This is a genomic window from Candidatus Scalindua japonica (assembly GCF_002443295.1).
In the GTDB taxonomy this organism is placed as follows: domain Bacteria; phylum Planctomycetota; class Brocadiia; order Brocadiales; family Scalinduaceae; genus Scalindua; species Scalindua japonica.
On record NZ_BAOS01000028.1, the window covers coordinates 409406 to 435446 of the forward strand.

20 protein-coding genes and 1 CRISPR repeat array are annotated in these 26041 nt (G+C 37.4%); of the genes, 4 read left to right on the plus strand and 16 right to left on the minus strand.

From position 1 onward, the window contains the following. Nucleotides 1-26: 26 nt before the first annotated feature. The 15 genes from SCALIN_RS16395 to SCALIN_RS16465 all read right to left on the minus strand — a co-directional run bounded on the left by SCALIN_RS16395 (nucleotide 27) and on the right by SCALIN_RS16465 (nucleotide 18305). Nucleotides 27-278, minus strand: coding sequence for a CRISPR-associated protein Csx3 (locus SCALIN_RS16395; RefSeq protein ID WP_203415531.1), 252 nt, complete (start codon nucleotides 276-278; stop codon nucleotides 27-29). Next, nucleotides 275-1225 (minus strand): hypothetical protein, encoded by a 951-nt coding sequence (locus tag SCALIN_RS16400; protein WP_133111981.1) that lies wholly within the window; start codon nucleotides 1223-1225, stop codon nucleotides 275-277. The genes SCALIN_RS16395 and SCALIN_RS16400 overlap by 4 nt, the downstream gene beginning before the upstream one ends. A 174-nt stretch (nucleotides 1226-1399) precedes the next feature. Next, nucleotides 1400-1740: direct repeats of the CRISPR family, unit length 38 nt; unit sequence GTCGCAATCCCTTATTCATCAGGTCAAGTATTCCTACG. A 299-nt stretch (nucleotides 1741-2039) separates the two neighbouring features. Further along, a complete protein-coding gene (locus tag SCALIN_RS16405) occupies nucleotides 2040-2855 on the minus strand; it encodes a hypothetical protein (RefSeq protein WP_133111983.1) in 816 nt (271 codons plus the stop codon). A 23-nt stretch (nucleotides 2856-2878) separates the two neighbouring features. Beyond that, on the minus strand, nucleotides 2879-3247 hold the full coding sequence (locus tag SCALIN_RS16410; RefSeq protein ID WP_133111985.1) for a hypothetical protein: 369 nt from the start codon (nucleotides 3245-3247) through the stop codon (nucleotides 2879-2881). Nucleotides 3248-3258: 11 nt separating this feature from the next. After that, nucleotides 3259-3993 carry an HFX_2341 family transcriptional regulator domain-containing protein gene (locus SCALIN_RS16415; protein WP_162532371.1) on the minus strand — a complete coding sequence of 245 codons (735 nt, stop codon included), beginning with the start codon at nucleotides 3991-3993 and terminating at the stop codon, nucleotides 3259-3261. Nucleotides 3994-4111: 118 nt separating this feature from the next. Continuing rightward, nucleotides 4112-5380, minus strand: coding sequence for a type III-A CRISPR-associated RAMP protein Csm5 (gene csm5, locus SCALIN_RS16420; protein ID WP_096895529.1), 1269 nt, complete (start codon nucleotides 5378-5380; stop codon nucleotides 4112-4114). Beyond that, nucleotides 5377-6450 carry a type III-A CRISPR-associated RAMP protein Csm4 gene (csm4, locus tag SCALIN_RS16425; RefSeq protein WP_096895530.1) on the minus strand — a complete coding sequence of 358 codons (1074 nt, stop codon included), beginning with the start codon at nucleotides 6448-6450 and terminating at the stop codon, nucleotides 5377-5379. The genes csm5 and csm4 overlap by 4 nt, the downstream gene beginning before the upstream one ends. 59 nt (nucleotides 6451-6509) lie before the next feature. Next, nucleotides 6510-7397 carry a type III-A CRISPR-associated RAMP protein Csm3 gene (csm3, locus tag SCALIN_RS16430; protein ID WP_096895531.1) on the minus strand — a complete coding sequence of 296 codons (888 nt, stop codon included), beginning with the start codon at nucleotides 7395-7397 and terminating at the stop codon, nucleotides 6510-6512. A 19-nt stretch (nucleotides 7398-7416) separates the two neighbouring features. Further along, nucleotides 7417-7866 carry a type III-A CRISPR-associated protein Csm2 gene (csm2, locus tag SCALIN_RS16435; RefSeq protein WP_096895532.1) on the minus strand — a complete coding sequence of 150 codons (450 nt, stop codon included), beginning with the start codon at nucleotides 7864-7866 and terminating at the stop codon, nucleotides 7417-7419. A gap of 2 nt (nucleotides 7867-7868) precedes the next feature. After that, nucleotides 7869-10076, minus strand: a complete 2208-nt coding sequence (cas10, locus tag SCALIN_RS16440) for a type III-A CRISPR-associated protein Cas10/Csm1 (RefSeq protein WP_096895533.1) — start codon at nucleotides 10074-10076, stop codon at nucleotides 7869-7871. Between the two features lie 529 nt (nucleotides 10077-10605). Continuing rightward, entirely contained in the window at nucleotides 10606-11643 is a 1038-nt protein-coding gene (gene cas6 / locus SCALIN_RS16445; RefSeq protein WP_162532372.1) for a CRISPR system precrRNA processing endoribonuclease RAMP protein Cas6, read from the minus strand. Between the two features lie 556 nt (nucleotides 11644-12199). Then, the gene (locus SCALIN_RS16450) at nucleotides 12200-14677 is read right to left on the minus strand and encodes a hybrid sensor histidine kinase/response regulator (protein WP_096895535.1); all 2478 of its coding nucleotides are present in this window, start codon (nucleotides 14675-14677) and stop codon (nucleotides 12200-12202) included. 381 nt (nucleotides 14678-15058) lie between these two features. After that, complete coding sequence (locus tag SCALIN_RS16455) at nucleotides 15059-16120, minus strand: agmatine deiminase family protein (RefSeq protein WP_096895536.1); 1062 nt, start codon at nucleotides 16118-16120, stop codon at nucleotides 15059-15061. Nucleotides 16121-16285: 165 nt separating this feature from the next. Further along, a complete protein-coding gene (locus SCALIN_RS16460) occupies nucleotides 16286-17272 on the minus strand; it encodes an HD-GYP domain-containing protein (RefSeq protein WP_096895537.1) in 987 nt (328 codons plus the stop codon). A 43-nt stretch (nucleotides 17273-17315) separates the two neighbouring features. Then, nucleotides 17316-18305 (minus strand): HD-GYP domain-containing protein, encoded by a 990-nt coding sequence (locus tag SCALIN_RS16465; protein WP_096895538.1) that lies wholly within the window; start codon nucleotides 18303-18305, stop codon nucleotides 17316-17318. A 554-nt stretch (nucleotides 18306-18859) separates the two neighbouring features. Here SCALIN_RS16465 and SCALIN_RS16470 point away from each other — a divergent pair. The 4 genes from SCALIN_RS16470 (at nucleotide 18860) to ahbC (ending at nucleotide 24742) form a co-directional block, all read left to right on the plus strand. After that, nucleotides 18860-21817 (plus strand): AsmA family protein, encoded by a 2958-nt coding sequence (locus tag SCALIN_RS16470; RefSeq protein WP_096895539.1) that lies wholly within the window; start codon nucleotides 18860-18862, stop codon nucleotides 21815-21817. 36 nt (nucleotides 21818-21853) lie between these two features. After that, the gene (locus SCALIN_RS16475; protein ID WP_096895540.1) at nucleotides 21854-22387 is read left to right on the plus strand and encodes a CvpA family protein; all 534 of its coding nucleotides are present in this window, start codon (nucleotides 21854-21856) and stop codon (nucleotides 22385-22387) included. Between the two features lie 19 nt (nucleotides 22388-22406). Further along, nucleotides 22407-23444 carry a recombinase RecA gene (gene recA, locus SCALIN_RS16480; protein WP_096895541.1) on the plus strand — a complete coding sequence of 346 codons (1038 nt, stop codon included), beginning with the start codon at nucleotides 22407-22409 and terminating at the stop codon, nucleotides 23442-23444. An 89-nt stretch (nucleotides 23445-23533) separates the two neighbouring features. Beyond that, complete coding sequence (ahbC, locus tag SCALIN_RS16485; RefSeq protein ID WP_096895542.1) at nucleotides 23534-24742, plus strand: 12,18-didecarboxysiroheme deacetylase; 1209 nt, start codon at nucleotides 23534-23536, stop codon at nucleotides 24740-24742. A gap of 74 nt (nucleotides 24743-24816) precedes the next feature. Here the strand turns inward: ahbC and SCALIN_RS16490 are convergent, their stop codons facing one another. Continuing rightward, entirely contained in the window at nucleotides 24817-25956 is a 1140-nt protein-coding gene (locus SCALIN_RS16490; protein ID WP_096895543.1) for a pyridoxal-phosphate-dependent aminotransferase family protein, read from the minus strand. Nucleotides 25957-26041 lie beyond the last annotated feature (85 nt).

Here is a 26041-nt window from a genome sequence, read left to right on the forward strand (position 1 = left end):
GTTTTCCGTATGGTTCACTATTTCCATCACATGGGATTATGGTTAAAAATCACTACGTCGCCGGTAACTGGAGACCGATAAATGAGTTTTCTTGCTTTGCCATGTAACGCGTGAGCAATTTTCAGGTAGAGCCAGACCGGGGCCTTGCCTGTCAGAATTATGTCATTCCCCTCACCCGCCTGTTCTAACGCGCGGTTGATATAATCAGGTAAATCAGACAGTTTGGCGGTGTTGTTGTAAAAAGTTTCAAGATTAATAGCTGTTTTTTTAAATTTCACAAGCCAAATTCCCTTGGTTCTGAAGAAGTAAGCAGGACATCATAACTGAGCACATCCCATGGTTGGTTCGTTGAGACATATTGCGCTTTTATTACACGGTTAAATGTCATCGATGCTCCTACAATACTGGTAGGCTTCTGTCCGCTTGTAATGTCAATCATAATCTGACTTTCAGAATATTTATATTTTCTGAACTTACGCATCAAAAACCACATAGCTTGTGATAATTCATCAAAACTTTGAAAATTAAAACCATTCAAGTCGGCAATATCCTTTTCTGAAAACATATCAACAAGGAGAGGTTTACCTTGCTTTTGTGCAAGCAGGTAAATTTTATCTAAATTATTAAACCTGTATCTTTCAAAGATTTTTGCAAACAAATTAACCTGTGATATTGATTCTTTAGAACATACCAGAGTGAGTGTTTTTAATTTTTTTTGATGATGCTGTATTGCCCTTAAAGGCATCTCCCATGCCCAGCGCAGAGGAAGAGCGCCTTTCTTCAGTTTTTCAATCTTTTCTAAATCTTTGTCAATATTCTGCGAAAGCTGGAGATTGTCAGGGACACCATCTGATTCTTCAAGGTCCTTCGGTAGATTTGAAAGGAATAATACAAGATGTTCTCTCTCCTCGGCCTCTTCGTTTGAAATATATCTTGTACGGGGATGAAATATATTGTCCTTTTGTCGGATCAATAAATATACCATTCCTATGAAAAATACAAGATAACAGATCTTTGTAATAAAAACGGCGGTTTCACTCCCATGAGACCATTCTGCGACAGTTTCCATTACGGCATCGGCGGCAAAATGTGAGCCAAGTACCGTTAAAGCCATGGTAGCCCAAGGTACCAATTCCAGACATTTCATTTGAAACGGTTTCATTTGTTTTTCAAAATAATTTCCCCCTTGTAAGGGCAGACCCATGTGTCTGTCCTTTTTTGTCACCCATATGTCTCCCCTTTTCGTGGCCCATGTGTTTATCCATGGGGCAGACACACGGGTCTGCCCCTACAGATACGGTATCACATTTCTTTTTGATGTTTTAATTACACATACAGACCATTCTCAGATACCAGTTTTCAGATATCGGTAACGTTTTAATTCTTTTTCTGACCACTGTTTTCAATCCCTTCTACATCAGGTCAAGTATTCCTACTCAAAGAGTCGGATCGAATGAACGAAAGAAGTTTTGTTTCGTCGCAATCCCTTATTCATCAGGTCAAGTATTCCTACAAGACGAGAACTGGTATTTCTTTTGATGATTTATTTGTCGCAATCCCTTATTCATCAGGTCAAGTATTCCTACGAAATGGCTAAGTGTATCAAACAGTTACCAGATCGACTGGTCGCAATCCCTTATTCATCAGGTCAAGTATTCCTACGGTAGTACAGGGAATTAATAAGGTCAGTAGTGTATTTATCGTCGCAATCCCTTATTCATCAGGTCAAGTATTCCTACGTACCCCTTCTAACACCTCTTCCAACATGCACTTACAAGGCCATTTCCTGTAACCTATCCAATCTGTAATCATTTCACCTCAAAATTGTCTGTAAATATTTAATAAAATGCTCATAAACACCTATCAGTTATCATGTTACGATTTTCCTGTAACCTACCCCCTTTTTACCAGTTTTTAAAAGTTCCGTTAACATATTGTGGATATAAGAGTTATCCCTGGTTTCCGTTTTTTTTCGTTAGAATGACGTTTTTTTAATTATTAGCAATGAAAAGTGTAAAGATTCAATCTGTTTAATTTAGTTATAGTGGCTGTGTAATTGATTTGTCTTCCCATATGATCTGGACAAAAATACCTATGAGTAGTGCAAGTGGGAAGAAAACCAGGAGGACTTTAGGATTAATTACACCAATTACACCCATATAGATATTGTTGCAGTCCTGATTAATGCCATGTAAACTTCTATAAAATGTACCGTAAACCAGATCAAGTATAATAGTCCCTGTAATTATCGCATAAATGATTCCGCGTAAATATATTTTGCATACACGTTTAAACGCGACATTACTGTTTTCAATCTTATTATTGACTTCATGCCACAAATATATAAATGAAAAGCCTAAACATGCTGGTACAAGGACTAAAATGACAGAAGGCTGACAATACATTCCAAATCTCCACACATCCTCAGCTACAATAAGCGGGAGGTAGCCGATGATTATGGCACCAAAGAGCCGTGGTATATAAAGCTTTATCTTTAAACGGTTCAGAATGATTTTTATAATATAAACTATAATAATACAATATGCCGCCACAACACAGGTCATGGAAAAAATGTTTTTCCAATCATATTCTCCGTTTCCTGATGTTAAGCTTTTATTTGTCAGGGGAGGTATTTTGATACATTGGAATATGTATGATAACGGATTATTGTCAATGGCGAGAATGAACAAAACAAAGATTGTAGGAAAAATGAATAGAAGCTGCTTCCAATTGCTTATAAAAGCTTTAAAAAAATGAGACTTTTTTGTTTTATCCAGTTCCAATTCATTGATTATTAATCCGGTAGTTTCCAGATCGTAACGGGGAAGGAACCAATGGTCGATTAAGAACAACAAATAATTTCTTCCTCTAGGAGTTTTTAAAAAAACTTAGAAAAAACTTTTAGTTTTTTAAAATTACTACCCGGCTCTTCAATAATTTTTCTAATCTCATCTTCCCTGTCAGTTTCCGTACCTGTAAAAAATGTATAATTTTTTGGGTCAATTGTAAAGTTCATCCATTCATATAAGTTTTCATTAAATTCATTAACATCGTTTTGCACCACGGAAACAGAATAAAACTTTTTCCATGAATGGTATTCTAAATGTCGAAGTTTATCTAATAATATCGTATGCAACCCTTCTTCTTGAATTTTATTTTTAGCACGTTTAATCTCATCGACAAACGAATTGTCACTCACGTTATTAACGAAATCATCAAACTTTTGTTGAGAATCTAATGCTTCCATAATTTTGTTACTCATCTGCTTTCCCGGAGGTCCATAGGAATGTATCTTTTGAAATTTTCTGGAATTTCATCCTTGGTTATCTCATTTTTTTTTAATTGTTCAATGATTTTATTAATTTCAGTCGGATTAACTAATTTTTTTATAAATTCAGTACCTGGCACAGGTTTATCATTTACATATGTTTCACAGTCAATATAAAATGAATCCAGGTTTTTAATCCCGCAAGCAATATATGCTCCACTCACCATTGGTTTTTTGCCGCCGGTAATATCAACGGCTATTTCTGTGGTTTGTATCCCACGTTGATTTTCACTAGCAATAATTGAATATATTTTTTTACAAGTATCGGAAGGTTCTGAACTATCTACCTTCAGCTTATAATTGTCATCATGCCAATTATCTTCATCAAAAAATTCAATATCATTGCTGCAATCTGAAAGATCACTGCTTATCTTTTTGCACCAGTATGTAATTTCATAACATTTGTCCTTACTGTCTTTTGAAAAGAGCAGAATAACTCTTTGAGCTTTAAGTGCGAATATAGATAAAATAATTGGTTGAATAGAGAAACCTACTAACAAAATATGTGTTTTGTATTTTTTCTGAATGTTGCCAAGCAGTTTTTCCGTTAATTTATTATAAGTCTTCTTGAAAATACTATCAGCAGTGACCTTGTTTTCTTCGTTATTATTAGTGAAATAGAAGTTTAATTTGTCTTTTGGTGAGACAATTCTCTCCAGTTTCAACCGCTGTTCTTCTGTTACTAAATTATTCATTTTTCACCTATTGTTGGTTTTTGTTTATACAGATTTCAAATTTCAACTATTTGATACCAGTCATGTTCAGTAAAGACATGCTATCAACCTAACTGAATTTCATCCAGCCCAATGGCTTTGTAACTTGATTGTTTTTGTATATTAATCGTCTTGATTTTGGAGCGGGACAATCTTTTTTATCGACAAACATATGGTTTCTCAGTTTTTTTTGTGAGATATCATCTAAAAGCATGTCGATTGTCATACCCATTAGCCCGGTACCCCAGCCAATCCTGAATTTATGTTCGTAGTTATTATTTCTATAGAAATCTTGAACATCAGAAATATTCAATTGATCATTTAAGCAATTATCAAAAAAATTTTTTTCAAACATCCAGAGATCTTGACTAAATTGTCTTACTAAATTAAAGATACCCTTAATATCCGAAAAGGGAATATTGTATTTTTTTCGTTTAAATTCTTTAAGTAGTACGCGATCAATTGTAATGAGAAAATTAGTTTCACCTGTAAAAGTTTCTATCTCAAAGTCGATGGGCTGCTCTTTTTTGTCCAATTTCATTTTTATTGTAAATTTATCTGCTAATTGTAACTTGTCGTGCGTGGGCTTTTTGTTTGTAATATTATTAAGTCCCTTTAATGAAACAAGTACAACCTTGTGCATATTCATATTTGCCAACCTTTTTGTATCTTTAACTTTGACACATCTAAGAAAGTCTGATTTAGTATCCATTCTTGTTTTACCGTTTTGAAAGATGAATAGAGATAATTGCTGAGAAAATCTGCTTTTTTCAATATCTTTTTGCCTCGGTGACATATTTTTTGTTTTTTGTATAAAATCCGATATTTTGCTGCTAATATTATCTAAAAACGATTTAACAATATTTGATTCCTTGTGCTTCAGAAATTCTTTTGCCATATGATACATTACTGCAGTGCGAATAACCCCTTTAATGGAACTCCCAGGTATTATAGGTTGACCAGGTCCATTTTTTATAAACATGTTTCCTCTTGTTGCATTTACTAATGATTTAAAAACACCAAACTCAATTAGTTCTTTCTCATTTTCTTTCTTGTTCTTAGTATGGTAAATCCCCGTATCAAAAAGGAATTTTTCGTTATCAAATTTGTTAAGTTTTCCTTTGTTAGTATATTCTTCAATCTGATTTACATATTTTGTTACTAATGAGAGATCGTTAGTCTTTTGAAAAAGGTATTCTACCAGTCTGTTTGAGTCTATGGCAAAAGCAGTCTCATTGTTGCGCCTGACAAATCCTTGTCCATAATCTATATCTTTTCCTTTGATATGAATGGGAGTAATTGTTTTTATGTTTACTACTTTGTTTTCTAAAAAGTTCATTTTATTTTCTCACAAAATGGAATAGCGAATGGTAATCCGTTTCTAAAAATTCTATGCTTGTTAAACTCTTGAGGAGTAACGTTGACTAAGTTTCCTCGCAATTCAGAGGCGAATATAGAGCCTTCGGAGAACATGTAACAAGTCTTACGTTTTAATTGTTCATAAGAAGAGGAAGAAAAAGACCATCCTTTTCTTTGCGTAAGATCATAAGCTATGCTTTTTAATTTACGAACATCATCCGGAAAGAACAGTGAAAATATATAATAAAACTCTGATTTAATTTTGAACATTTCACAAAACCTTGCTCTACCAGGTATTTTCTGGTCAGAAAAAGAAGGGTTTAGTCTCCTCTGTTCTTTCGCAGTTTCAATGTCAATACAAAACCAATCATTATCTGAAAAATCAAACAAACCGCATCCAGATGTCCTCCTGCCTCCTAATCCATTATATTTTAGTACATCCATCAATTTTTTGAAATCGTCAAATGAGAATTCTTCCTCATCAAGATCAAGTAAGAAAAAAGGTTTGATATCTTTCAGGTAAAATACAATACCTGTATGATATATCTGTGCTGCATGGGAAACGCTTTGTGTTACATTCTGAGTTCTGCTCTCTTCTACCCAGAATAAAGATTTGTCTTCATCAAGTATAGCTTTTAGATCAAGAGGTTCATTGCGTTGCCATTTTTGGAATGTTTCAATAGAAATAAATTTTCGATTTTTAAATTCCTTTCCAAATTCATATTTTTGTTTATCATCGATTAAGTTTTCCGGCAAGATAAGTGGTTTTGGTATAAAATATCTGTGGCTGGATTGGCTAGTATCTACAAATCCAAAAGAAGAGACCCTGAAGGGGACATAAATATTATCTTCATTAATAGTTTTGTTTAAAAGGTTTTTGATCCATTGTTTTTGGTTAAATATGTGACTAATAGACGCCAGCGTATTAATCAAGCCGCTAAATATTGTATCTGAGTGGGCAATACCCTGGACATCTTCAACCCCATATCCGGCAACGTCTGACCCGAAATGTACACCATTTCGAAAATTCAACTCAATAACATATTTCATTTTGAATAGTTTCTTTTCTTAGAATTATAGAGATAAAGGAAGTTGAAATTATTCTTGATTTAACTCTTGACTAATGATTTAAGATTATCGAAATTGTTTACCCTCAGTTCTTCCAAGTCAGAGATAATATTCCCTTCCTTTTCAGGCAAAAATAATTCTGAACCTCCTCCTATTTTATAATATTTACATTCCTCTATAGTTAATGAGAATTCCACTTGGCCATAACCCCTGGAAACAGAGCCACCAAGACCGTCTTTTTCTATAAGACTTAATGCTTCAAAGATATTTTGAATATCTTTGGATAAGTGTTCTAAGTCGTTTTCCAAAAACTTTTGATTTTCATTATTATACTCAGTAATTACTTGCACTTTGTAAACAATTTCAAACTCAAAGTTTGCACCAGCAGGAACACGTTCAATTGTCCTTGGGTTTGCAGAAGCAGTGATACGATCAATTGCATTTTCCATTTTTGCTTCAAATATATACAATGCATCTTGTTTGATTTTCTCCTCATTCATTAATTTGCAATCACGAACTATTATACGTGCGGGGTGATTACGGCCTCCATTGTCTCCGGTCGCCCCATAGATTCTACATACACAACAGTTTTTGGAACCTTTATTGTCATCTTCTTTATATGAATAGTCAATATCATCACACACATGCTGTTTTACTTGATTCTGTCTGGTTCCTGAAGATCGATTAAATTTGAAGCTTCTGTCAGTTACAGCAATTTGTTTTTCAGTAAAACTTCTCATTTTTCCTTTTAAGGAACTTCCAGGAATGTAAGGGGCGCCTGTAACAGGATGTTTGATTACCGGTGAATCGATTCCTCCTATCTCAACAGTATCTGACGATGCTCCTATATGGAGTCCTGTAATTACATCAATAGTCCCTTTAATAATTATATTACCTAATAACCCAATGTTATATTCCTTCTTGCCCATTTTAGTAATCTCCTTATTGTTATGTTGAAGCTTTATGAAATGCTACCACTGATTCAAAGAACATGGCAAATTGGTAAAAATCATCTTTATCAGTAACCTTTTTTATCATGCTTGTGCAAATACTTGAAAATTCCCTTAAATCTCTTTTCTTGGCACTCGCATTTGCCAGTTGAGGTCTAAGCATCAATAATTTTGCCTTTTCTACATCAGTGAATTCATTTTGCTTATCAACACATAATTTAATATTTTTTACGGCATTAAAAAATCGTCTAATTTGATGGGTTTCAATTCTTCTTAAATGATCCTGAGCACAACATTCCGCAAAATCTATTAATGATTCCAGTTCGAATTCCGAAAGTTTTTTTATTTTGTTTAATTTTTCCTCTATACCACCTGATGCCGTTGGTTTCCTTTTTTCTCCTTTATACTGTATTTCCCCCCACTTCTGTGCTTTATTTTGATTTTTCATTATTACTCTCCTTTGCCTCGTTGTAAAAGCTCAATCCATGTTAATGGAATTTTAATGGATCTGATTGTTTTGTGTTTATTGTTTTTTGCCGGTAATGTAATAAGCATATTCTGAAGTTCGGTTACTTGTACATTAAAATCGGGATTTCCATTATGGAGAATTCTTGAAAATAAATAGATTACATTTGGTACATATAGCGTGTTTTCCCCCCACCATATATCAGCAATTTTAAATAGTTTGTACACAAAACCGCTGGAAATCCCCTGGAGTTCCAATCTATTATCTTCTTTTTTACACAGAGGTACAAATTTTTCTACTATTTCAATAGTAGTTGTATCATGCCAGGGTATGGCATGAACTATTTTATCCTGAAAATTTTGTATACCATTTCTCAGATCATTTGTCGCCTGAATATTTAATTGTTGGCCCATATGCCTATAATATTGAGAGAAAAAAATTGCAACTTTGTTTTTTGAAGGTACTATCTCATTTGAAAGTAGAAATGATTTGGATTCATTCTCTGCCTCCCCGCTCAATTTTGCCATCTGGTAAAGAGGATATTTGGCTTTGTGGATTGTTAGACCAGCAGAAATGCCGAGCCCTGAAAACCGCACAAAACAGCGCTGAATATCATAACTGAGCTCTGCTACTTCATCCCATGCACCAATAATAAACAGATCGTCACCTCCCGCATAGACTATTGAAACATTTCTGCCACCGCTTTGTTTATAATTTTTGTTTGTCAAGTCAGTAGGTTCAATCTCTTCTCCATTTTCATCTATTCCTAAATCACCTTTACAAATTTTGGTAAGATACACTTTGAAGAAGATATTCAACATCTTTGATATATTGGCGAGATGTGGTAGTGTAAATGGTTCCAGGTTATGGATGACTTTACCCATATTATCAACATCCATCCGCAAACAGGCAATGAAATCTGCACCACATGAGGCATTGGCAAGGCCCATAAATGATGCCGTCATTCTTGCTTCGTTTTTATGATCAAGTTCTTTATTGTGTTCTTTTTGAAATTCATCCCTCTCTTTTTCTTTTGCCGTTAAAGGCAGATCCGCTACATTTCTGACATAATTCGCATAAAAGAACGGTATGCAACCCTCCTTGTTATCTTCAGGCGCATTGATTTTCCATTTGCAATCAATGTCAATATTTTTTTTACTGTTGTCATTGTAGAAATTTTTATCCACTGTGTAATAAGCAAAACCCCCGTTTATATCAGGAAATTTGATATAAGGGTTTTCTTTACTCTCAAACCCTGCTTCATGTTTTTTAGATGTACGGTAGATATAATTAAAATCCGTTAGTTCGTCTCCTAATTTGTACAAATGGAAGCAGAGTGAATGGGCAACATTAATGCCATTCACCTCTTCTTTAAACTGTTGTGGTTCGATCCGTTCGAAGGTGTTTAAGTTATAGAAAGGTTCTTTTAAAAGATCTATATCATCTCGGTGGCAAATCTGACACTCTTCTCTATTGGTTTTTTGTTCCGGCTCCCTGTTAAATGCTCCACTGAATAGAGTATTCAAATTCCATTTGAACTTCTGATTCTTGTCTCTATCTAATTCTTTCTGGATGACATTGCTCCACATATGCCTAAAATTATCCTGATGTAAATTATTATCATTTAATTCCGTAGAAACCATAGAAATGTAGAGCTTTCCAGAAAATTCTTCAAAAGCCCAGTTATTGATTTTTTTCTTTAATTCTTCTACCTTCTTCTCTGTCCCGTTATTGGGAAGTAAAAGGCAAAATGAACCACCACCGGAGAAGACAATATTCTCCAGATTATCATTATATTTTCCGAAATATTCTGTAATTAGTTCATAGCATAAGTGTTCGCAAAGTAGCTCCAACATAAACGATCTTGCCCTCAACGATTTCAGGGCACCTTTTGAAGATATGGTGTAAACCGTATTCTGGATTCCCGAGAGTTCTCCGTAAACTAATACGTACGGAGAAATGACCGCCTTTGATTTTTCTTTACAACGTTCTAATGCTGTTTTTATACTTTCAGCTTCGGGCAAATTTGTGGTGTCAGCGATGTTTACATCTTGCCGTTCCGGGTAAGAGATAGAATCAATTGTGAAGTTTTTGAAAACAGCATTTTCCGGGTAACTGCTTTCCACCGGTTGGTATTTGCTGTCAATCAATGCAAAGATTGACTTAGTATATCTGTTGTTTTCTGTTTCCATAGTATTATGATTATGTTTGAATGTTAAACAAAGTATTTGTTTTTTTATCCATTTTAAAATATTTTCTGCAATAAATATCTTGATAGATTTTTTTTGATAAGTTTTTCAATTTGTATATAAGTCAATTAATGAATTGCCCCTACGAATTGTGTATCGACATCTATCCTTTTACAAATAAGGACTCATAGAAATCTCTATTTGGTAAGAAAGTTCATCTTAATTTACGTTCTTGTAATAAAGCAAACCTTATTTTTTGTGTATTTTTGTGGCAACATAATTGAGGCACAACAGGCGCAAAAAAATTAATGAAAATACTATTGGTGAGCTGAGTAGACCGCCCTTTTCTACATCAGAAGATTTCCGTTTCCCATCTCCGGCTTCCATAATACGTAAAAAACTCTTCCGTTACGGGCACGCTCAACAGACACTGATCACGGTCCTTATTATCCCTCCTGCCATACAATCAATTCCCTGAAAGCCTTTATTGATTAGACCTAAAAGGTAATGTCCAATTAACAATAAGTAATGATCAATTAAAAGACACAACTGCTTTCAATGCATCATCGTTATTTATAACCTTATATTTCCCAAGCCCATAAACCGTACCCTTTCCAACATGGATATACTCACCAAGAGCTACCAATGGCATAACCTCTTCGATATCCCCTTCAAAAACGGTTTTGCCAATGAACCCACCCATCTTCATCCTTGTCTCCTGCCTTGCCGAATAGCGTTGCCAATCGTACCATCTTGTTTTTCGTTCTGTACACGTTATGCTCTCTGCCTTTTCTATGAGTGCTTTGAAGTCCAGATCAAGCAACTCGTCACAATGGAAATAGGAGAGGGATGATACTCGTCTCAGGAGCGTCCTTATCATGTGATGGAATTCCAACTCTTTAACCAATCTTTCTTTAAATACCATTCTGGTGGGGGTAAGAAATTCAATTGTTATTTTAGAGAGTGAATTGTTCAGGGGTGAAATGTCCTTTGCCGTCATAACCCGGAAATGATTATGCAGAATTTTCTCCTCACCGGAATAGATTATACTATTCTTAATCGCAGCTTCACTTCTCTCTTCTTGATCTGATCCTTCAACCTCTGACGTTACTGATTTGAGATGAAATTTACCTTTTCCTTTCCCGATACCTATTCTGCCGAGTTCATCAAAGGTGTAGATAAAGTAAGGAAGGTATTGGATCGCTTTACCGATAAGGACAAGATCAAACGTTATCTCTTCACCTTTTTTGAATAAACGTTGTAAGGTAAGCGCAGGTTCTATCACAAATGGGTGTGGAACGTTTTTATACAGTCTGAGGATCTCTGTCTCTTCAGGTGGAGAGGTTTCAAAGATGTAAGAGTAGACGCACGTGGCCTTTACCATGCAGTCATTACACTCCTTTCCCTTTTGGATACAAACCACTCTCTTAAAGGCGTGGCCAAAGCCGCCGCGAAGTGTAGAGCCTTTGTATAACGGCAAATGTATCTCTTCAAGTGTTAAGAGGTTAAATTGAAACCTTGAGATTGTAAGGTTTTGCGGGACACATTTTATGTTCTTTGTCTTCAACATGAAATCCTGATTTAACATCAGAGTTTATTGTGGAAACTGTTAATTTAAACTTAAATTAAACAAGGGCGTCATAATTCGTGCTTAGCTATGTGTGGTAAGAAAGTTCATATATTTATCTTTTGTAAGAACAACTTTATTCAAGACAATTTATACACCTCATCCTATGTGATATAGCTTTATGTTTTAAGAATTGAATAAGTTGTGATGATAAAACTATGTATTATTGAAGTCAAGGAAAAAGAAGTTGCAGTATCTCTGATTAACCACCTGACTACGCTTAGCATAAGGTAGAAAGCATACCTGTTTTCTTATTGGCTTGATGAGCATAATTTGCCGAGAGTTACAAAGATGTATTCTCCTGACATATCAAAGCTGTGTGATATCCTGGGAAGATCGCAATCACAAATGGAAGAGTTTATTCAAAAATGGATACGGTAATCTGTTCACCATACCCCTCATTACGAATGAATGTTGAAATCTTTGTGAGGTACTTGCTAAAGAGGTCCGGCGCCAGGTTGTAAACGCCTAATACATGTAGCGAATCGACTTGAAAACTTTAAACTCTGCATATAGATTGTTCGGCGTTAATTACATCGTTGATTTGCCTGGTTAAATCTGAAAAATTAAAAGGTTTTCTGAGAATAAAGTCTACTCTACAGATCTTATCAAGTTTAGGTTTGAGTTTTTCTCCACATCCTGTGATAATGCCTATCTTTGGCCTCTTATTTAAGGTATTCAAAGCCCTGATTACATCATATCCAAATATTTCCGGCATAGCCATGTCACACAAAACGAGGTCAAATCCTTCTTTCTCTGTCTGTTTTATTGCATTTGCGCCATTGTTGACAGTCAGAACTTTGTAACCGGCTTTTGAAAGAAAATTGTCCAGAATACTGCATATGTCCTCATCATCATCTACAACAAGAACACTCAAATCATTCCCTTTTACTTTTTGTTCTGAGATAGGCGGTTTTGTGGGATTGACGGTTTTCTCTGCTATCGGAAGTTCCAAAGTAAATGTACAACCCTTCCCCAATTCACTTTCGACATCAATTATCCCTCCATGTCTGGCCATTATTCCATAAGCAGTGCTCATGCCCAAACCGGTCCCTGCTGCAGACTTTGTAGTAAAAAATGGCTCGAAAACCCTCTTCTTCACCTCTTCAGGCATTCCTGTACCCGTGTCGGAAATAGTAATAAATACCGTTTCCGGTTCACACCACGTACTAAATGAAAGTTGGCCACCATCAGGCATGGCATCCATGGCATTATTGATTATGTTTATAAATACTTCTCTTAATTCTGTAGGATTACACAATATGGAAGGTGTCTTCAGCATTCCGTTTCTATCCATGGAGTAGTCAATGCCTCTGGACTGTGCCATATTTTTCCACCGGGGCATTGTAAAATCGATTGATTGTTCTATCAGCTCACCTATATCATAAGATATAAACTCTGTGTCACCTTGAAATTTTCCAGTAAATTTAAGCATCTTACCGGAAATCTCAGACCCATCATCAGTTGCCTTCTTAATAGTATGGAGCCTGTCTGTTAATTCACCATCCTCTTTATAGCTGTCCTCCAACAACTGTGCATTGCCCGAGATGATTGTAAGAACATTATTAAATTCATGCACAATCCCCGCGGTTATTGCTCCAATGGATTTCAGTTTTTCTGATTTCAAGAGCGCTTCCTTCATTTTTATTTGCTCAGAGATGTCTTGACCAACTGCTTGAAACTCGTCTAATCGACCGTTATTATCAAAGATTGCCCGGCATACCCATTGTTGCCAGGAAATTGTACCGTCAAAAAGAACGATACGCTGCTCGTAGGTTACAATAGGATCATCGAAAGTAAGCGAATTAATCTTGTCCCAGACCAGCTTACAGTCCTCCTGCATTACTGAAATAAAAAAATTACTCCCCATGAGTTTTTCGCGAGATTGTTCAAGAGAACGGCAATACGCGTCGTTAGCGAAGGTAAGCTTACCGTCCGGTAAAAACCTGACAATGTACTCAGTCTGATCTTCGGCAATAGCCTTGAAACGTTTTTCATTTTTCTGTAGCTCTTCTGTTGCGTGGAGTGTAAGTAGAGCCCCTGTACATATGGAGGTAAAGATCAGGCCGATTTCCAGATCCTGCTTTGTAAAAGGCAGGCATCTTTTGTTGTGAAACGTAAATATGCCTATCAATTTCTGCTTTTCACTTATAAGGGGAAATACCATAAGTGAATCGTCATTATATCCTCCCCATCCACTTCTTTTAAACCTGCTTTCTTCTTTTATATTCATTATATGAACAGGTTTGTGCTCTTTTATAACATAACCCAGAATGCTGTCATCAGAGAGTGGCAATAGTATGGATGAGGGTGCGTGGCCCGGATCAAGTGAGTGGGCAAGTTCTAGTCTGTTTTCCTTATGAAGGAAGAGGCTTCCTCCGTCCGCAGTTATGTTTCTGGCAAATTTTTCAAGAAGGAGTTTGCTGAGTTTATCCTGATGGTTATAAGAAGTAACTGCCTTTGCAGACTCAGCCATCAAGTCCAGCCTCGTGCTCATTTCCATTAATTTACCGGTTTGTTCTTTAAGGGACTTTTGTGCCAGAGATTTTTCGTTTTCCAAATTAATCTTATCAAAGCACCTGTTTATAGTTAACAAAAGATCCGGTGCTTCAACAGGCTTTAGCAGATAGTCATAAGCACCCTCCTTAAGCACCTGAAAAGCCTTGTTCAGGTCTGCATAAGATGACATCAATATGCAGAGAATCTCAGGTTTTGTTGTTTTAAGTTCAGAAATCAAATTAATACTGGCAGGCATTCCTAAACGGAAATCTATAAGGACCAGATGCGCGTTAAAGACCTGGAGCCTATTGCTGATATCTTTTGCATTATACGAAGTTTCAACCACATAACCATGCGAACTCAGGATATCAAGCAGTATATTAAGCAGGCTATCTCCTGATTTGCTATTGTCATGCACTACTAAGATACGTCTTTCAATAGTTTCGTGTTGTGAATATGGGTTATTCTTTTTTCTCATGCATTATATATTTTGCGGGTCAGTTATACTCTTTCACAGGTTGTTCAATAATTTTCAAAACTGAAGCCCCTGCTTGTTTTTTGAGTACAATGTAAAATTCTTATATAATCAGTTTTCAATATTCCATATGAATGAAGTTCTATATATTCACAAAATATGTGCCAAAGAAGACATCGCAGATTATGCTCTTCAAAGAAATTATTATATTTTTTTTAAGTCATTATCAAATTGGTGTTTACACAATTATCATGAAATATTTTTTTTATAAAAGTGTGGTTGGTGGTTGAGGAGCTATTAGAGAAAGTACGCCATGGCACAGTAGTGTGCCACCGCAAAGGTGTGCCATGGCGCACTGAGGAGGATCGTTTATCGGGTTATACACTAAGCCGGCTCCTGGAGCGTTATGCAGTGAAACCCTCCCAATCCGATAAGAAGATCAAGTGCGTGAATTCCGATCACATTACGAGTCTGGAAGAGGTCCGAAAGTATTCCAAGCGCTTTGTGATCTGCGGGACCATCAAATGTGGGGACGAGAACTGTTTCGTTCGCAATATAAAAATTTGCGTAACTTGCCGGTAGCCTGAACTTTTTGTAATAGATCGGTTTTGGCATGGGAAGTGTTACTACTGAAGGCTTTGAACCATTTTCCAATCGGACTTGTTTCAACCGTTCCAGATTTTCAGAAAGAATTGGGGTGTTGGGATCAGATGAGCTGGTCTCCATTGCCAGCACCATCGTTTGTTTGTCAACAAATCGGCAGATATCATCCACGTGCCCATGTGTGTCATCACCTTCAATTCCCCGGTTTAACCAGACAACATTGGTGATACCGAGGTGCCTCCTGAACACCTTTTCCAGCTCACTTTTGGTAATGCCTGGATTACGTGATTGTATCTTCCGGTCCAGTAGACACTCTTCCGTTGTAATTAATGTGCCGGATCCGTTTACATCTATACTTCCTCCTTCCAGAACCAGTGGTTTTTTTTTCCACTTTACTGGGATAGTTTTCAGGTTTAACCGTTGGGCAAGTTCTAAGGGTACACTATTGTCCTTTTCATGAGCAGGGTATCGGGCCCAGCCGTTAAATCTAAAGCGAATAATCCTCTTTCGTTCTCTTTTAGTTCGGTTGTCCATCACAAACGTTGGACCATAATCACGAATCCAACTCCTATTTGTTAATATGTGATGAAAATGTATATTTGCGAGATTTGCCTTGGCCTGTTTCAGGAATCTCCTTGCCCTCATTTCATGTTTTTCAGAATTTACCAGGATGGAAACTTCTTCAAATACGGCAAGTTTTTGAGTCAGTATTGCATAAATCTTCTGTACGGCTGACATTTTACCAGGCCAGTCCGTATAGTTGTGAGGCCAGGTCAGCCATGTTGCTTTATGTGGCTCCCATTCAGCAGGCATGCGGTAACAAATAGAGTCTCTATTGTACATGATTCAGAAACATTTTTTTCAAAACAAGCAGGTGATAACTGTACCGGAATAGTTTTAGCTTTCTCTATCCATTGTCTGCCGTTAAAGATGGTTAAATGTAACTCTATCAATGTAAAAAAGCAAATAAAATAGTATGGTAAATTCAGGTATGAATACTCATTTCCCTTAATGCACCTTGTTATTTTTTCGTTGCTTTGCGCGCTGATCGTAAGGTCCTGAAAAGCGTATAAATTCGACAAAGAGCTCTTTGTCGAAACAGTTAATCATCTTTTCTTTCATCTCTACAAGTGCGGCAAACGGTCTTTTTGCCTGAGCATATGATCTGGTTGTTGTCAATGCGTCGTATACATCTATAATACGGGCAATTTTACCGGTATGATGGATTTCATCTTTGCCAAGCCCATGTGGGTAACCTGTTCCATCATAGTTCTCATGGTGTTGTAACGTTATTAAATATTCATCGGTAAATCCATTTCCTGTTTCCTTTAAAATTTCTACACCCGTTTCCGGATGCTTTTTAATCTTTTCATATTCTTCTTTTGTCAATTTACCTTTTTTATTAAGGATATCAGTGCTGATCCTGGTCTTGCCGATATCATGCAGGAGAATACCTGAACAGAAGTGCTTTAAGTCTTCGTTTTTAAAACCAAGTTCCTTGGCAAATAGAGTCCCTACGGCGGCGACATTAACTGAATGTGTATAGGTGTAATATTCATGAATTGCAATGTTAAGCAGGCTGCGTGCGGCTCTGCCTTCCTGAAGAATATAGTCAACCATGTTGTAAGCAAATGTCTTTGTCCTTTCGATATTTCCGGCTCTTGGATCATTGAAGAGATCTTTGACCAGATTTGTGGCAGCGCTATGTACAATTTTTGTTCGTTGACTGGGAGGGATCCTTACATCAGTTATGATTTCCTGGAAATTATTTTCCAGATATTCATAATATTTCTGCTGGTCGTCCTTCTTAATAAATAGTCTACTGATATTTTTCTCGCACAGCATTCCTTTTTTGTTGTCCCCAAATACGATATCATCTTTACAATACAAAACATATCGATTTTCAAACTTTGTTTTTATCCGTAGATAAAGGTCACACCCAATGGTTGTATCGGATCTTAAACTGTTTGAATTAACGGGTAGATAATCAGCCATTTGTTATATTTTAAACATTAAATTATTCGCTATGCCTATGTTTTTACATACCTGATTTGTCGTTTACTCTTGGGTTCTTGCGTGGATCGTACGGTCCTAAAAATCGTATAAACTCTTTCAGTAGCTCCTTGTCAAAGCAATAAAACATGTTTTCTTTCATCTCCACAAGGGCGGCAAACGGTCTGATTGCATCCGCGTATGATCTTTTCGTTGTTAAAGCGTCGTATACATCTATTATGCGTGCAATTTTACCGAAAAGGCTAATCTCGTCTTTTTTTAGTCCATATGGATATCCGGACCCATCATCATTTTCATGATGTTGTATGGTTATTATGCGTTCTTCTTTGATCTCCGTACCTGTTTCATCTAAGATTGCTACTCCTAATTCGGGGTGCCTCTTTATCTCCTTAAATTCTTCTGCTGTTAATTTCCCCTTTTTATTAAGAATATCAGTACTGATCTTTGTCTTGCCAACATCATGCAAAAGTACACCTGAGCAGAGGCCCTTCATATCGTTATCTTTCATGCCTATGTCTTTCGCAAACAAAATCCCTACGGCTGCTACGTTTACGGAATGAGTGTAGGTGTAATATTCATGTACTGCTATCCTGAGTAGTTTCTGCGCAGCATAACTGTCTTTCAAAACATAATCAACCATGTTATAAGCAAACGTTTTAGTTCTTTCTACATTTCCGCTTCTTGGGTCCTCAAAGAGATCTTTTACAAGGTTGGTTGCAGCACTGTGCACAATCCTTGTTTTTTCATCAGCAGAAATTTTTGTATCAGACATGATATTCTGAAAATTAGATTCCAGGTATTTGTAATATTTCTGCTGGTCATCTTTTGCAATGAAAAGCCTGTTGATATTCTTTTCCACCAGCAATTCTCTTTTAGTATTCTCAAAGACAGTGTCCCCTTTGCAATACAGGATGTATCGACTATCTGCACCTGTATTTACAAGCAAGTGTAGATTGCAGCCAATTTTTGTATTAGCCTTTAAACTACTTGAATCAATGGGTATATAATTGGACATTTTTCTTTATGCGTAACATCTGGTAAAATTTACTACGAGCTAATTTCTGGTCTAAAATCGCATCACAATTGCCTATACAATAAAGAGGTATTTGATAATAGGTACACAAATTGTAGATATTTAACGCAATATGAGTGCCAAAAACAGACTTAATCTATTTGCCAATTATCGGTAATAAATGTATGTTTTTTAGCAAAGACTCATGTTCTTGGCCCTACTTAATTATCTGATTTTGGCGTAAATGTTTATATAAATTACTTCTAGAAATTTACAACTAACGGATTCCTGTTACAAATTCAACTTACTGTTCAAGTTAAAGATTCCAGTTTTTTAAATAAACATTGCCAGAATAATCAAATTTTTTGTAAGAAGTGATAATCATTGGAATTACCTTGACATTATATATTTCCTAAAATACACTACAAACTGTATAAATCTTCATAGTTGCGTGTCAATGCAAGTTAGTTTTCAACAATTATTTACCACTACAAACAACACAGAGTTTTTGGTAATTTTTATAACATGATTTCTTAAACCCTCCATAACCAGAAAAAATGCAGAAAATAAATAACAAAAGATGGCCAATGATAGTTGGTGTATCTATTGGCGGTATAATTGGCGTGCTAATCATCCTGGTATCACTAATCCCTGCCATTGTCTCCTCGGGCTTGGTGAAAAATAAAATTATTAATAGCCTGGAAACAGGCTTGGATCGTAAAGTACAGATTGATGATATCAGTATGAGTTGGTCAAACGGCCTGGATATAAAAAATATTCATATCAGAGAGAGAGAAGATCTGCAGGGAGATGAGTTTGTGAGGGTAAAAAGGATAATCTGTAATATTGACTTTATTCCGCTTATTAGTAAGCAAATCAGAATAAATAATTTGATAATTGACAGCCCGGAAATTGTCATACAGAAAGACAAGGATGGTGTGTTTAATTTCGAAGACAAAATTACACCTGTAGCGCCTGATGCCACACCCGCAATAGTTGAAAAAACTGTCCCTGATGTAGTCAGTACACCAGGTAGAAAGCAGGAGCTTTCACCATTGGTTATTCCGGCTTTTTTGTCTGATCTTAAAATTAAAGCGGAGATCAGTAATGGCAGATTTACCTTCATTGATCACCAGTTACAGGAAGAAACACTCATAAAGAATTTTAGTACTACTGTTAATGTTGATTCTCTGAGAAAGCCGATTGCGTTGAAGAGTGCTTTCGATATTGAAGCAAAGGGTGGGGTAGAACACGCAGATATTATATTTGATGTTTCCATGGCAAAAGACGGAAAAATTGATCCTGGAAACTCAAAAGGAGCATTTAACATGAAAACCGGTTTTGCCCTTATAACGACCGACTTTGATATGTCAAAGTTTCAGGGTGAAGGTGGTTCAGGTCTTGATTTTTCAATGAACGTAGACCTGGAAAAGCTTACAGAAAATCTTGCAGGAATGCTGGGGCTGCCTAAGGGCATGCAGGTGAAAGGGTCGATCAACTCAAAGTTAGTGGCCGAAGGGCAGCTGGAAAAGGTGATAGATGTAAATGGGAGTACCGAAATTACAAACCTCAGTGTTTCAGGCGGGCCATTTGAAAAGAACCCTATTCAGCAACAAAGTATCAAACTGACACAGAAGGCAGACATAGACATACAAGGCGAGAAAATTAACATATACAAAATCGGTATTGAATCACCTTTTCTGGAGATGTTTCTGGCCGGTTTTGTAACAGAACTAAAGAGTACAAGAAATATGAATTTTAAGATATCCCTGGGTCTTGACCTTGCAAAACTAATGGAACAGGTTGGTGGGTTGCTGCCTGATGAAACGGAGATGGCAGGAAGGCTGCAGTCAGACATAAACCTTAAAGGGGATCAAAATATTGTGAAAGTGAACGGCAAAACAGATCTGAATAATCTTTCTGTAAAGATGGTGGAAATTGGTTCGGTTAAAGAGCCGCAAATAACTATTAACCATGATATGGTTTACGATCTACAAAATAGTTACCTTGAATTAAAGGACCTCAATATAAAAACTGGTTTTGCTGAAATACAGACTTCCGGTACGGTAACCAATAACGAAGAGATAAATTTAAACATGCTTCTGTCGAGTAATATTGAACGACTCACGCAGAGTTTCCCTGGCATTATATCACTGCCTGAAGGGTTGAGTCTTGATGGACGGATTGATGCAGAAATCAGAGCAAACGGTTACATCGAAGAGGGGATAAAACTGGATGGAACAACTACATTGGACAGTGTAAATGCGACCGGGGGGCCTCTTAAGGATAGGGCAATATCCGGTCTCAGCCTTAAACTTTTACACACACTGGACTATAAGATTAAAGACGACTCAGTGAATATTGAGAAAATGAATATTGAGTCTGAGTTTCTCAAAATGGAATCAAAAGGAGGGATCGCAGGTTTAAGTAAGGAGATGAATATTGATTACAGGCTTTCCATGAAAATGGATTTAGACAAAATAACCGAAAAGTTTGCCGGGATGTTTCCTGTGGATATGAATATGGCAGGCAAAGGTGTTGTTGATTTAGATATGAATGGGAAACTATTACCACAGGTAAATGAGAATATATATGAACAGATGGACTTCGATAGCAATATGTCTATGGATAAAATTATATACGGGGCGTATGAAATAGTAGACTTTAAGGTAGGGCTTTCCATGGATGATGGGTTTTTTACAACAAAGGATTTCACGTTTAAGCTGAACGATGGCCTGTGTGCGGTATTGGCAAGGGCAAACCTTAAGGAGGAGAAGCCGCCCTTAAATTTCGAAATGAAGTTGTCTGATGCAAATATTAATCAAAATATGGACTTATTGGCATACATAGTTCCCATCCTTTCTGCACCGGAAGGCAAGTTGTCGGGAAAACTGAATATGCAGTTCAGCGCAACCGGGACTGGATTGGACTGGCAGGATGATTTGAGTAAGAGTCTTGATGGCGATGGAGAGATTGAGATTAAAGATGGTTACGTAAGGGGTGGCAAGGTGACATCCAAAATCCTTAAGGCATTAGGCAAGGGCAGTGAATATGAATTTGATAAGATCACTACCAGGTTTGTTATTAGTGACAGTAAGATATCAAACGATGATATCAGCGTCAACGGCAAGGAATTTAACATCGGTTTGTCAGGGTGGACTTCATTTGACGGTCGAATAGAATATTCCGCGGATGCCAAGGTGCTGAGCAAGCATGCTGGTCGCGATGGCAAAAAAATAATAGGGGTTTTAAGCCAGGGTTCAAAGTTGCCAATAGTAGTCACAGGGACAATAGACAAACCGAAACTTTCTTTTAAATGGCCAAAGCCACAAGAAATTGGTAATATTCTGCAGGGAATATTAGGAAGTTCCGGAGACTCAAAACCTCAAACCAAAAGTTCAGGTTCGCTGGAAAAAACAGACACTGCAGAGGAAGAGTCACAACCGGTAAAGAAAAAAGAGGAGAATGTCTTAGAGGAGGCAGTAGATAAGCTCTTTAAAGGTATTTTTAAATAAAACTTTCATTAAGCATATTATTACTATTTCAAAATTATGAACTGGCTGGATTTCACATTGATCGGAGTTCTGGCAATGGGGACTCTGTTTGGTATAATTACAGGTCCTCTCTGGCAGATTTATCGAATCACTTCTGTTGTCCTTTCTATCACCGTAGCCCTTTTTCTCCATAAACTACTCAGCGGTATCATAAAAGAAATATTCAGTCCGAAGGTTTCCGGTATATTAGGATATGCGGTTATCTTTGGTATTACTCTGGTCGTAACATATGCAGTCGGGAACCTGTTCCGTAAATTTCTTACAAAAAGAAAATTTGGAATGAGCGGAAGGCTTATTGGAGGAGGAATTTCGTTTACAAAGACAGTAATTACATGCTGTGTGATTATTGCAGGGGTCTCATTTTGGGGGAACGACCAGACGAGGAAAACAATTGATAATTCACTGGTTGCGAAAAATCTCGATAAAGGTACAAAAAACGTAATCCCTCTATTTCCACAAGAAATTAAAGATATGGCAATAGATGGGAAAGAGGTTAGCGAAGAGAAAGAAACCAGTGAAGAAAAACAATAATTACTAAGGGGAATAATTGATGGTAAAGTCACAAAAACCGGAAAGTGCTGAAAAAGGTAAACCAGAGGCAAGTAAAAAAGATCAAGCTCTGGAAAGAGCAGTGTCACAGATTGAAAGACAGTTTGGTAAAGGATCAATAATGCGTCTGGGAGAAGACCAGAAGCTAGATGTGCCTGTAATATCAACCGGTTCGCTCTCTCTGGATATGGCCCTCGGCGTAGGTGGAATGCCGCGTGGAAGGGTAGTGGAAGTTTTTGGGCCTGAATCCTCAGGGAAAACCACTCTGACCCTTCACATCGTTGCCAATGCGCAAAAACAAGGAGGTACCGCTGCTTTTATCGATGTTGAACACGCCCTTGATCCCGACTACGCAAAAAGACTCGGTGTAAACCTGGATACTCTGTTGGTTAATCAGCCGGATACCGGAGAGCAGGCGTTGGAAATAGCAGAGCTTTTAACAAGAAGTAACGCAATTGATGTAATTGTTGTCGACTCTGTAGCCGCCCTCGTTCCAAAGGCTGAACTTGAGGGGCAGATGGGCGACTCACATGTTGCGTTACAGGCCAGATTAATGTCACAAGCGCTCAGAAAACTTACATCTGTGATCTCTAAATCAAAGACATGTCTTATATTTATCAACCAGATCCGTGAAAAGATTGGTGTGATGTTCGGTAACCCGGAGACAACTCCCGGTGGAAGAGCGCTGAAATTCTACTCCTCCGTCAGGGTTGATATTAGAAGGATTGGCAGCATTAAAGATGGCGAGAAGGTTATTGGAAACAGAGTGAGGGCTAAAATAGCAAAAAACAAAGTGGCTGCGCCATTTAAGAAGGCAGAATTTGACATAATGTTCAACCAGGGTATTTCCAGGTCTGGTGATATTGTTGATCTTGGTGTAGAAGCGCAGGTTGTGGAAAAAAGTGGTACATGGTTCTCATATGGAGAGATACGACTGGGACAGGGAAGAGAGAATACCAAGAAATTTATTGAAAGCAAGCCGGAATTACTGGAAGAGATTGAGCAGGCGATAGCCAGGAAGACAGCAGACGAAAAATGAAACAGATTGACTCAAAGTATAAAACAATGTAAGATAATGGACTAGAAAAAGATTTAGTAGTTTAAATATATTAGTTATGAGGTGACAAAATGATTGGTATTTCAAAGTTGTATTGTGGCACGGTCGAGCCTTCCGACGCAATTAGATATGGAAGGGATTCAGGTAAATTGCCTTCGCATCTTTTACAATTTTCCAAAGATAAAAAACCTGTAGTAGTATGGAATGTGGGGCAGAGATGTAATCTTAAATGCGTACATTGCTACTCTCAATCTAAAGATATTGAATATTCAGGTGAACTGACAACAAAAGAAGCAAAGGATATGATTGACGGCCTTGCGGAATATGGCGCTCCAGTAATTCTCTTTTCAGGCGGTGAACCATTGATGAGAGATGATTTGATGGAGTTGATTGCGTATGCCAAAGAAAAAGGGTTAAGGGCAGTTATAAGTACAAACGGGACGATGATTACTGAAGAGAAGGGGGAAGAATTAAAAAAGTTCGGACTTTCTTATGTTGGTATCAGTCTTGACGGCTTAAAGGAAACCAATGACAAATTCCGTGGTATTGAAGGTGCATTTGATGATGCTTTGATGGGAATTAGAAACTGCCTGAAGTTAGGTATTAAAGTGGGGCTTCGTTTCACTATTAATAAGAGAAATGCGCAGGACATCCCGGGAATATTTGAACTGATTGAAAGAGAGAAAATCCCAAGGGTTTGTTTTTACCATTTAGTTTATTCCGGAAGAGGATCCAGGTTGATGGAAGAGGATCTTACACATGAGGAAACCCGTAAAGTTGTTGACCTCATTATTGACAAAACAAAGGCCGCTCACGATCGTGGAAATCCATTGGAAGTTTTAACTGTGGATAATCATGCTGATGGCCCATATATATATCAGAGATTACTTAAAGAAGACCCAAAACGAGCGGCAGAGGTACTTGAACTGTTAAAGTGGAACGAGGGGAACAGTTCCGGACACGGTCTTGCCTGTGTAAGCTGGGATGGTGCCGTACATGCTGACCAATTCTGGAGAGAGCATACTTTCGGCAATGTGCGTGAACGAAAATTCGGCGAAATCTGGGAAGATAAATCAAATGAACTTCTAATGAAACTGAAAGAGAAAAAGAACTATGTTACCGGCAGATGTTCCAAGTGTAAGTGGCTTGATATCTGTGGTGGTAATTTCAGGGCACGTGCAGAGTCAGTCCATGGTGATATATGGGAGCCTGATCCTGCATGTTATTTAACCGATGAAGAAATTGGTTTAGTTGCGGATGTGCCTTTAGCTGTCCGATAAAATTATTAAAGCCCATGTTTCCTTTTTGCAAATAAGAAAACATGGGCTTTTTCTATTAAAGTGGAGTTTTTAACTCAACCCACCAGAATTTCCTGAACCCTGGAAACTCCCTTACCTAATTCTACTTTATAACCACCTTCGTGCAGAATTTTTTCAACAGCAGAGATTGCCAGCACAATGTCAAATTCATTGACATAACCCATATGGCCAACTCTGAATATTTTGCCTTTCAGTTCATCCTGGCCACCAGCTATTGTTACCCCTGTCTCATCTCTCAGCTTTTTTATTCCGGCGTCAAAGTTTACTCCTTTCGGAATTTTGACAGATGTTAACACATTGCCCGCAGCATCGTTCGCAAACAGCTCAAGTCCCAGCGCCTTAATACCCTCTCTTGTCGCATGGGCCAGTTTGGCATGTCGCGCCCAGACCTTCTCAATCCCCTCACTCCTGATAATTTCGATAGATTTTCCTGCTGCCATTATAAGAGAAATTGCGGGAGTATAAGCCGTAGTTTTACTGCTCAGCGCCTTCCTCATTTTCTTAAGATTCCAGTAGTACTTTGGTAGATCAGACTTCTCAATGGAATCCCATGCACTCTGTGCGACACACACAAAGGCCAGGCCAGGAGGCAGCATAAAGCCTTTTTGAGAACCTGTAACAGCAATGTCAATACCCCAGTCATCCATCTTAAACGGTTGAACACCGATTCCAGATATTCCGTCAACTGCCAATAATAAGTTGCGGCCTTTAACAACTTTTGCTATTGCCTCAATATTATGGATAACACCGGTTGAAGTTTCACTTAATGTCGTGAATACCACCTTTGCATCCTGTTCCTTTTCGATTGTGTCATTCACTACGGCAGGGTCTACTGCCTTTCCGTTTTCTACTTCGATCTTTACCGTGTTTACACCATATGTGCCGCAAATTTGTGCCCACCTCTCTCCAAATTTACCACCACTTACCACAATGGCTTTATCCCCCCTGGACAAAGTGTTAGCGACACATGCCTCCATTCCGCCTGTTCCGGAAGAGGCGAACGTAAATACTTCACCATCCTTAGTCTGAAAAACATATTTTAAATTTTCAGACACATTCGCGAATATATCAGAAAATTCAGAAGTTCTGTGATGAATCATTGGGCTTGCTTCTGCCAGAACAACTTCCGGCGGTATTTGAGTTGGGCCCGGTGTAAACAAATAAGTCTTCTTCATTTTTTACCCTTACTATTTATAAAAATTAAAGTTTTAGCCAATTAAAAATAAATCAGGTTTCGGAAAAAAATAACTTTCAATTATA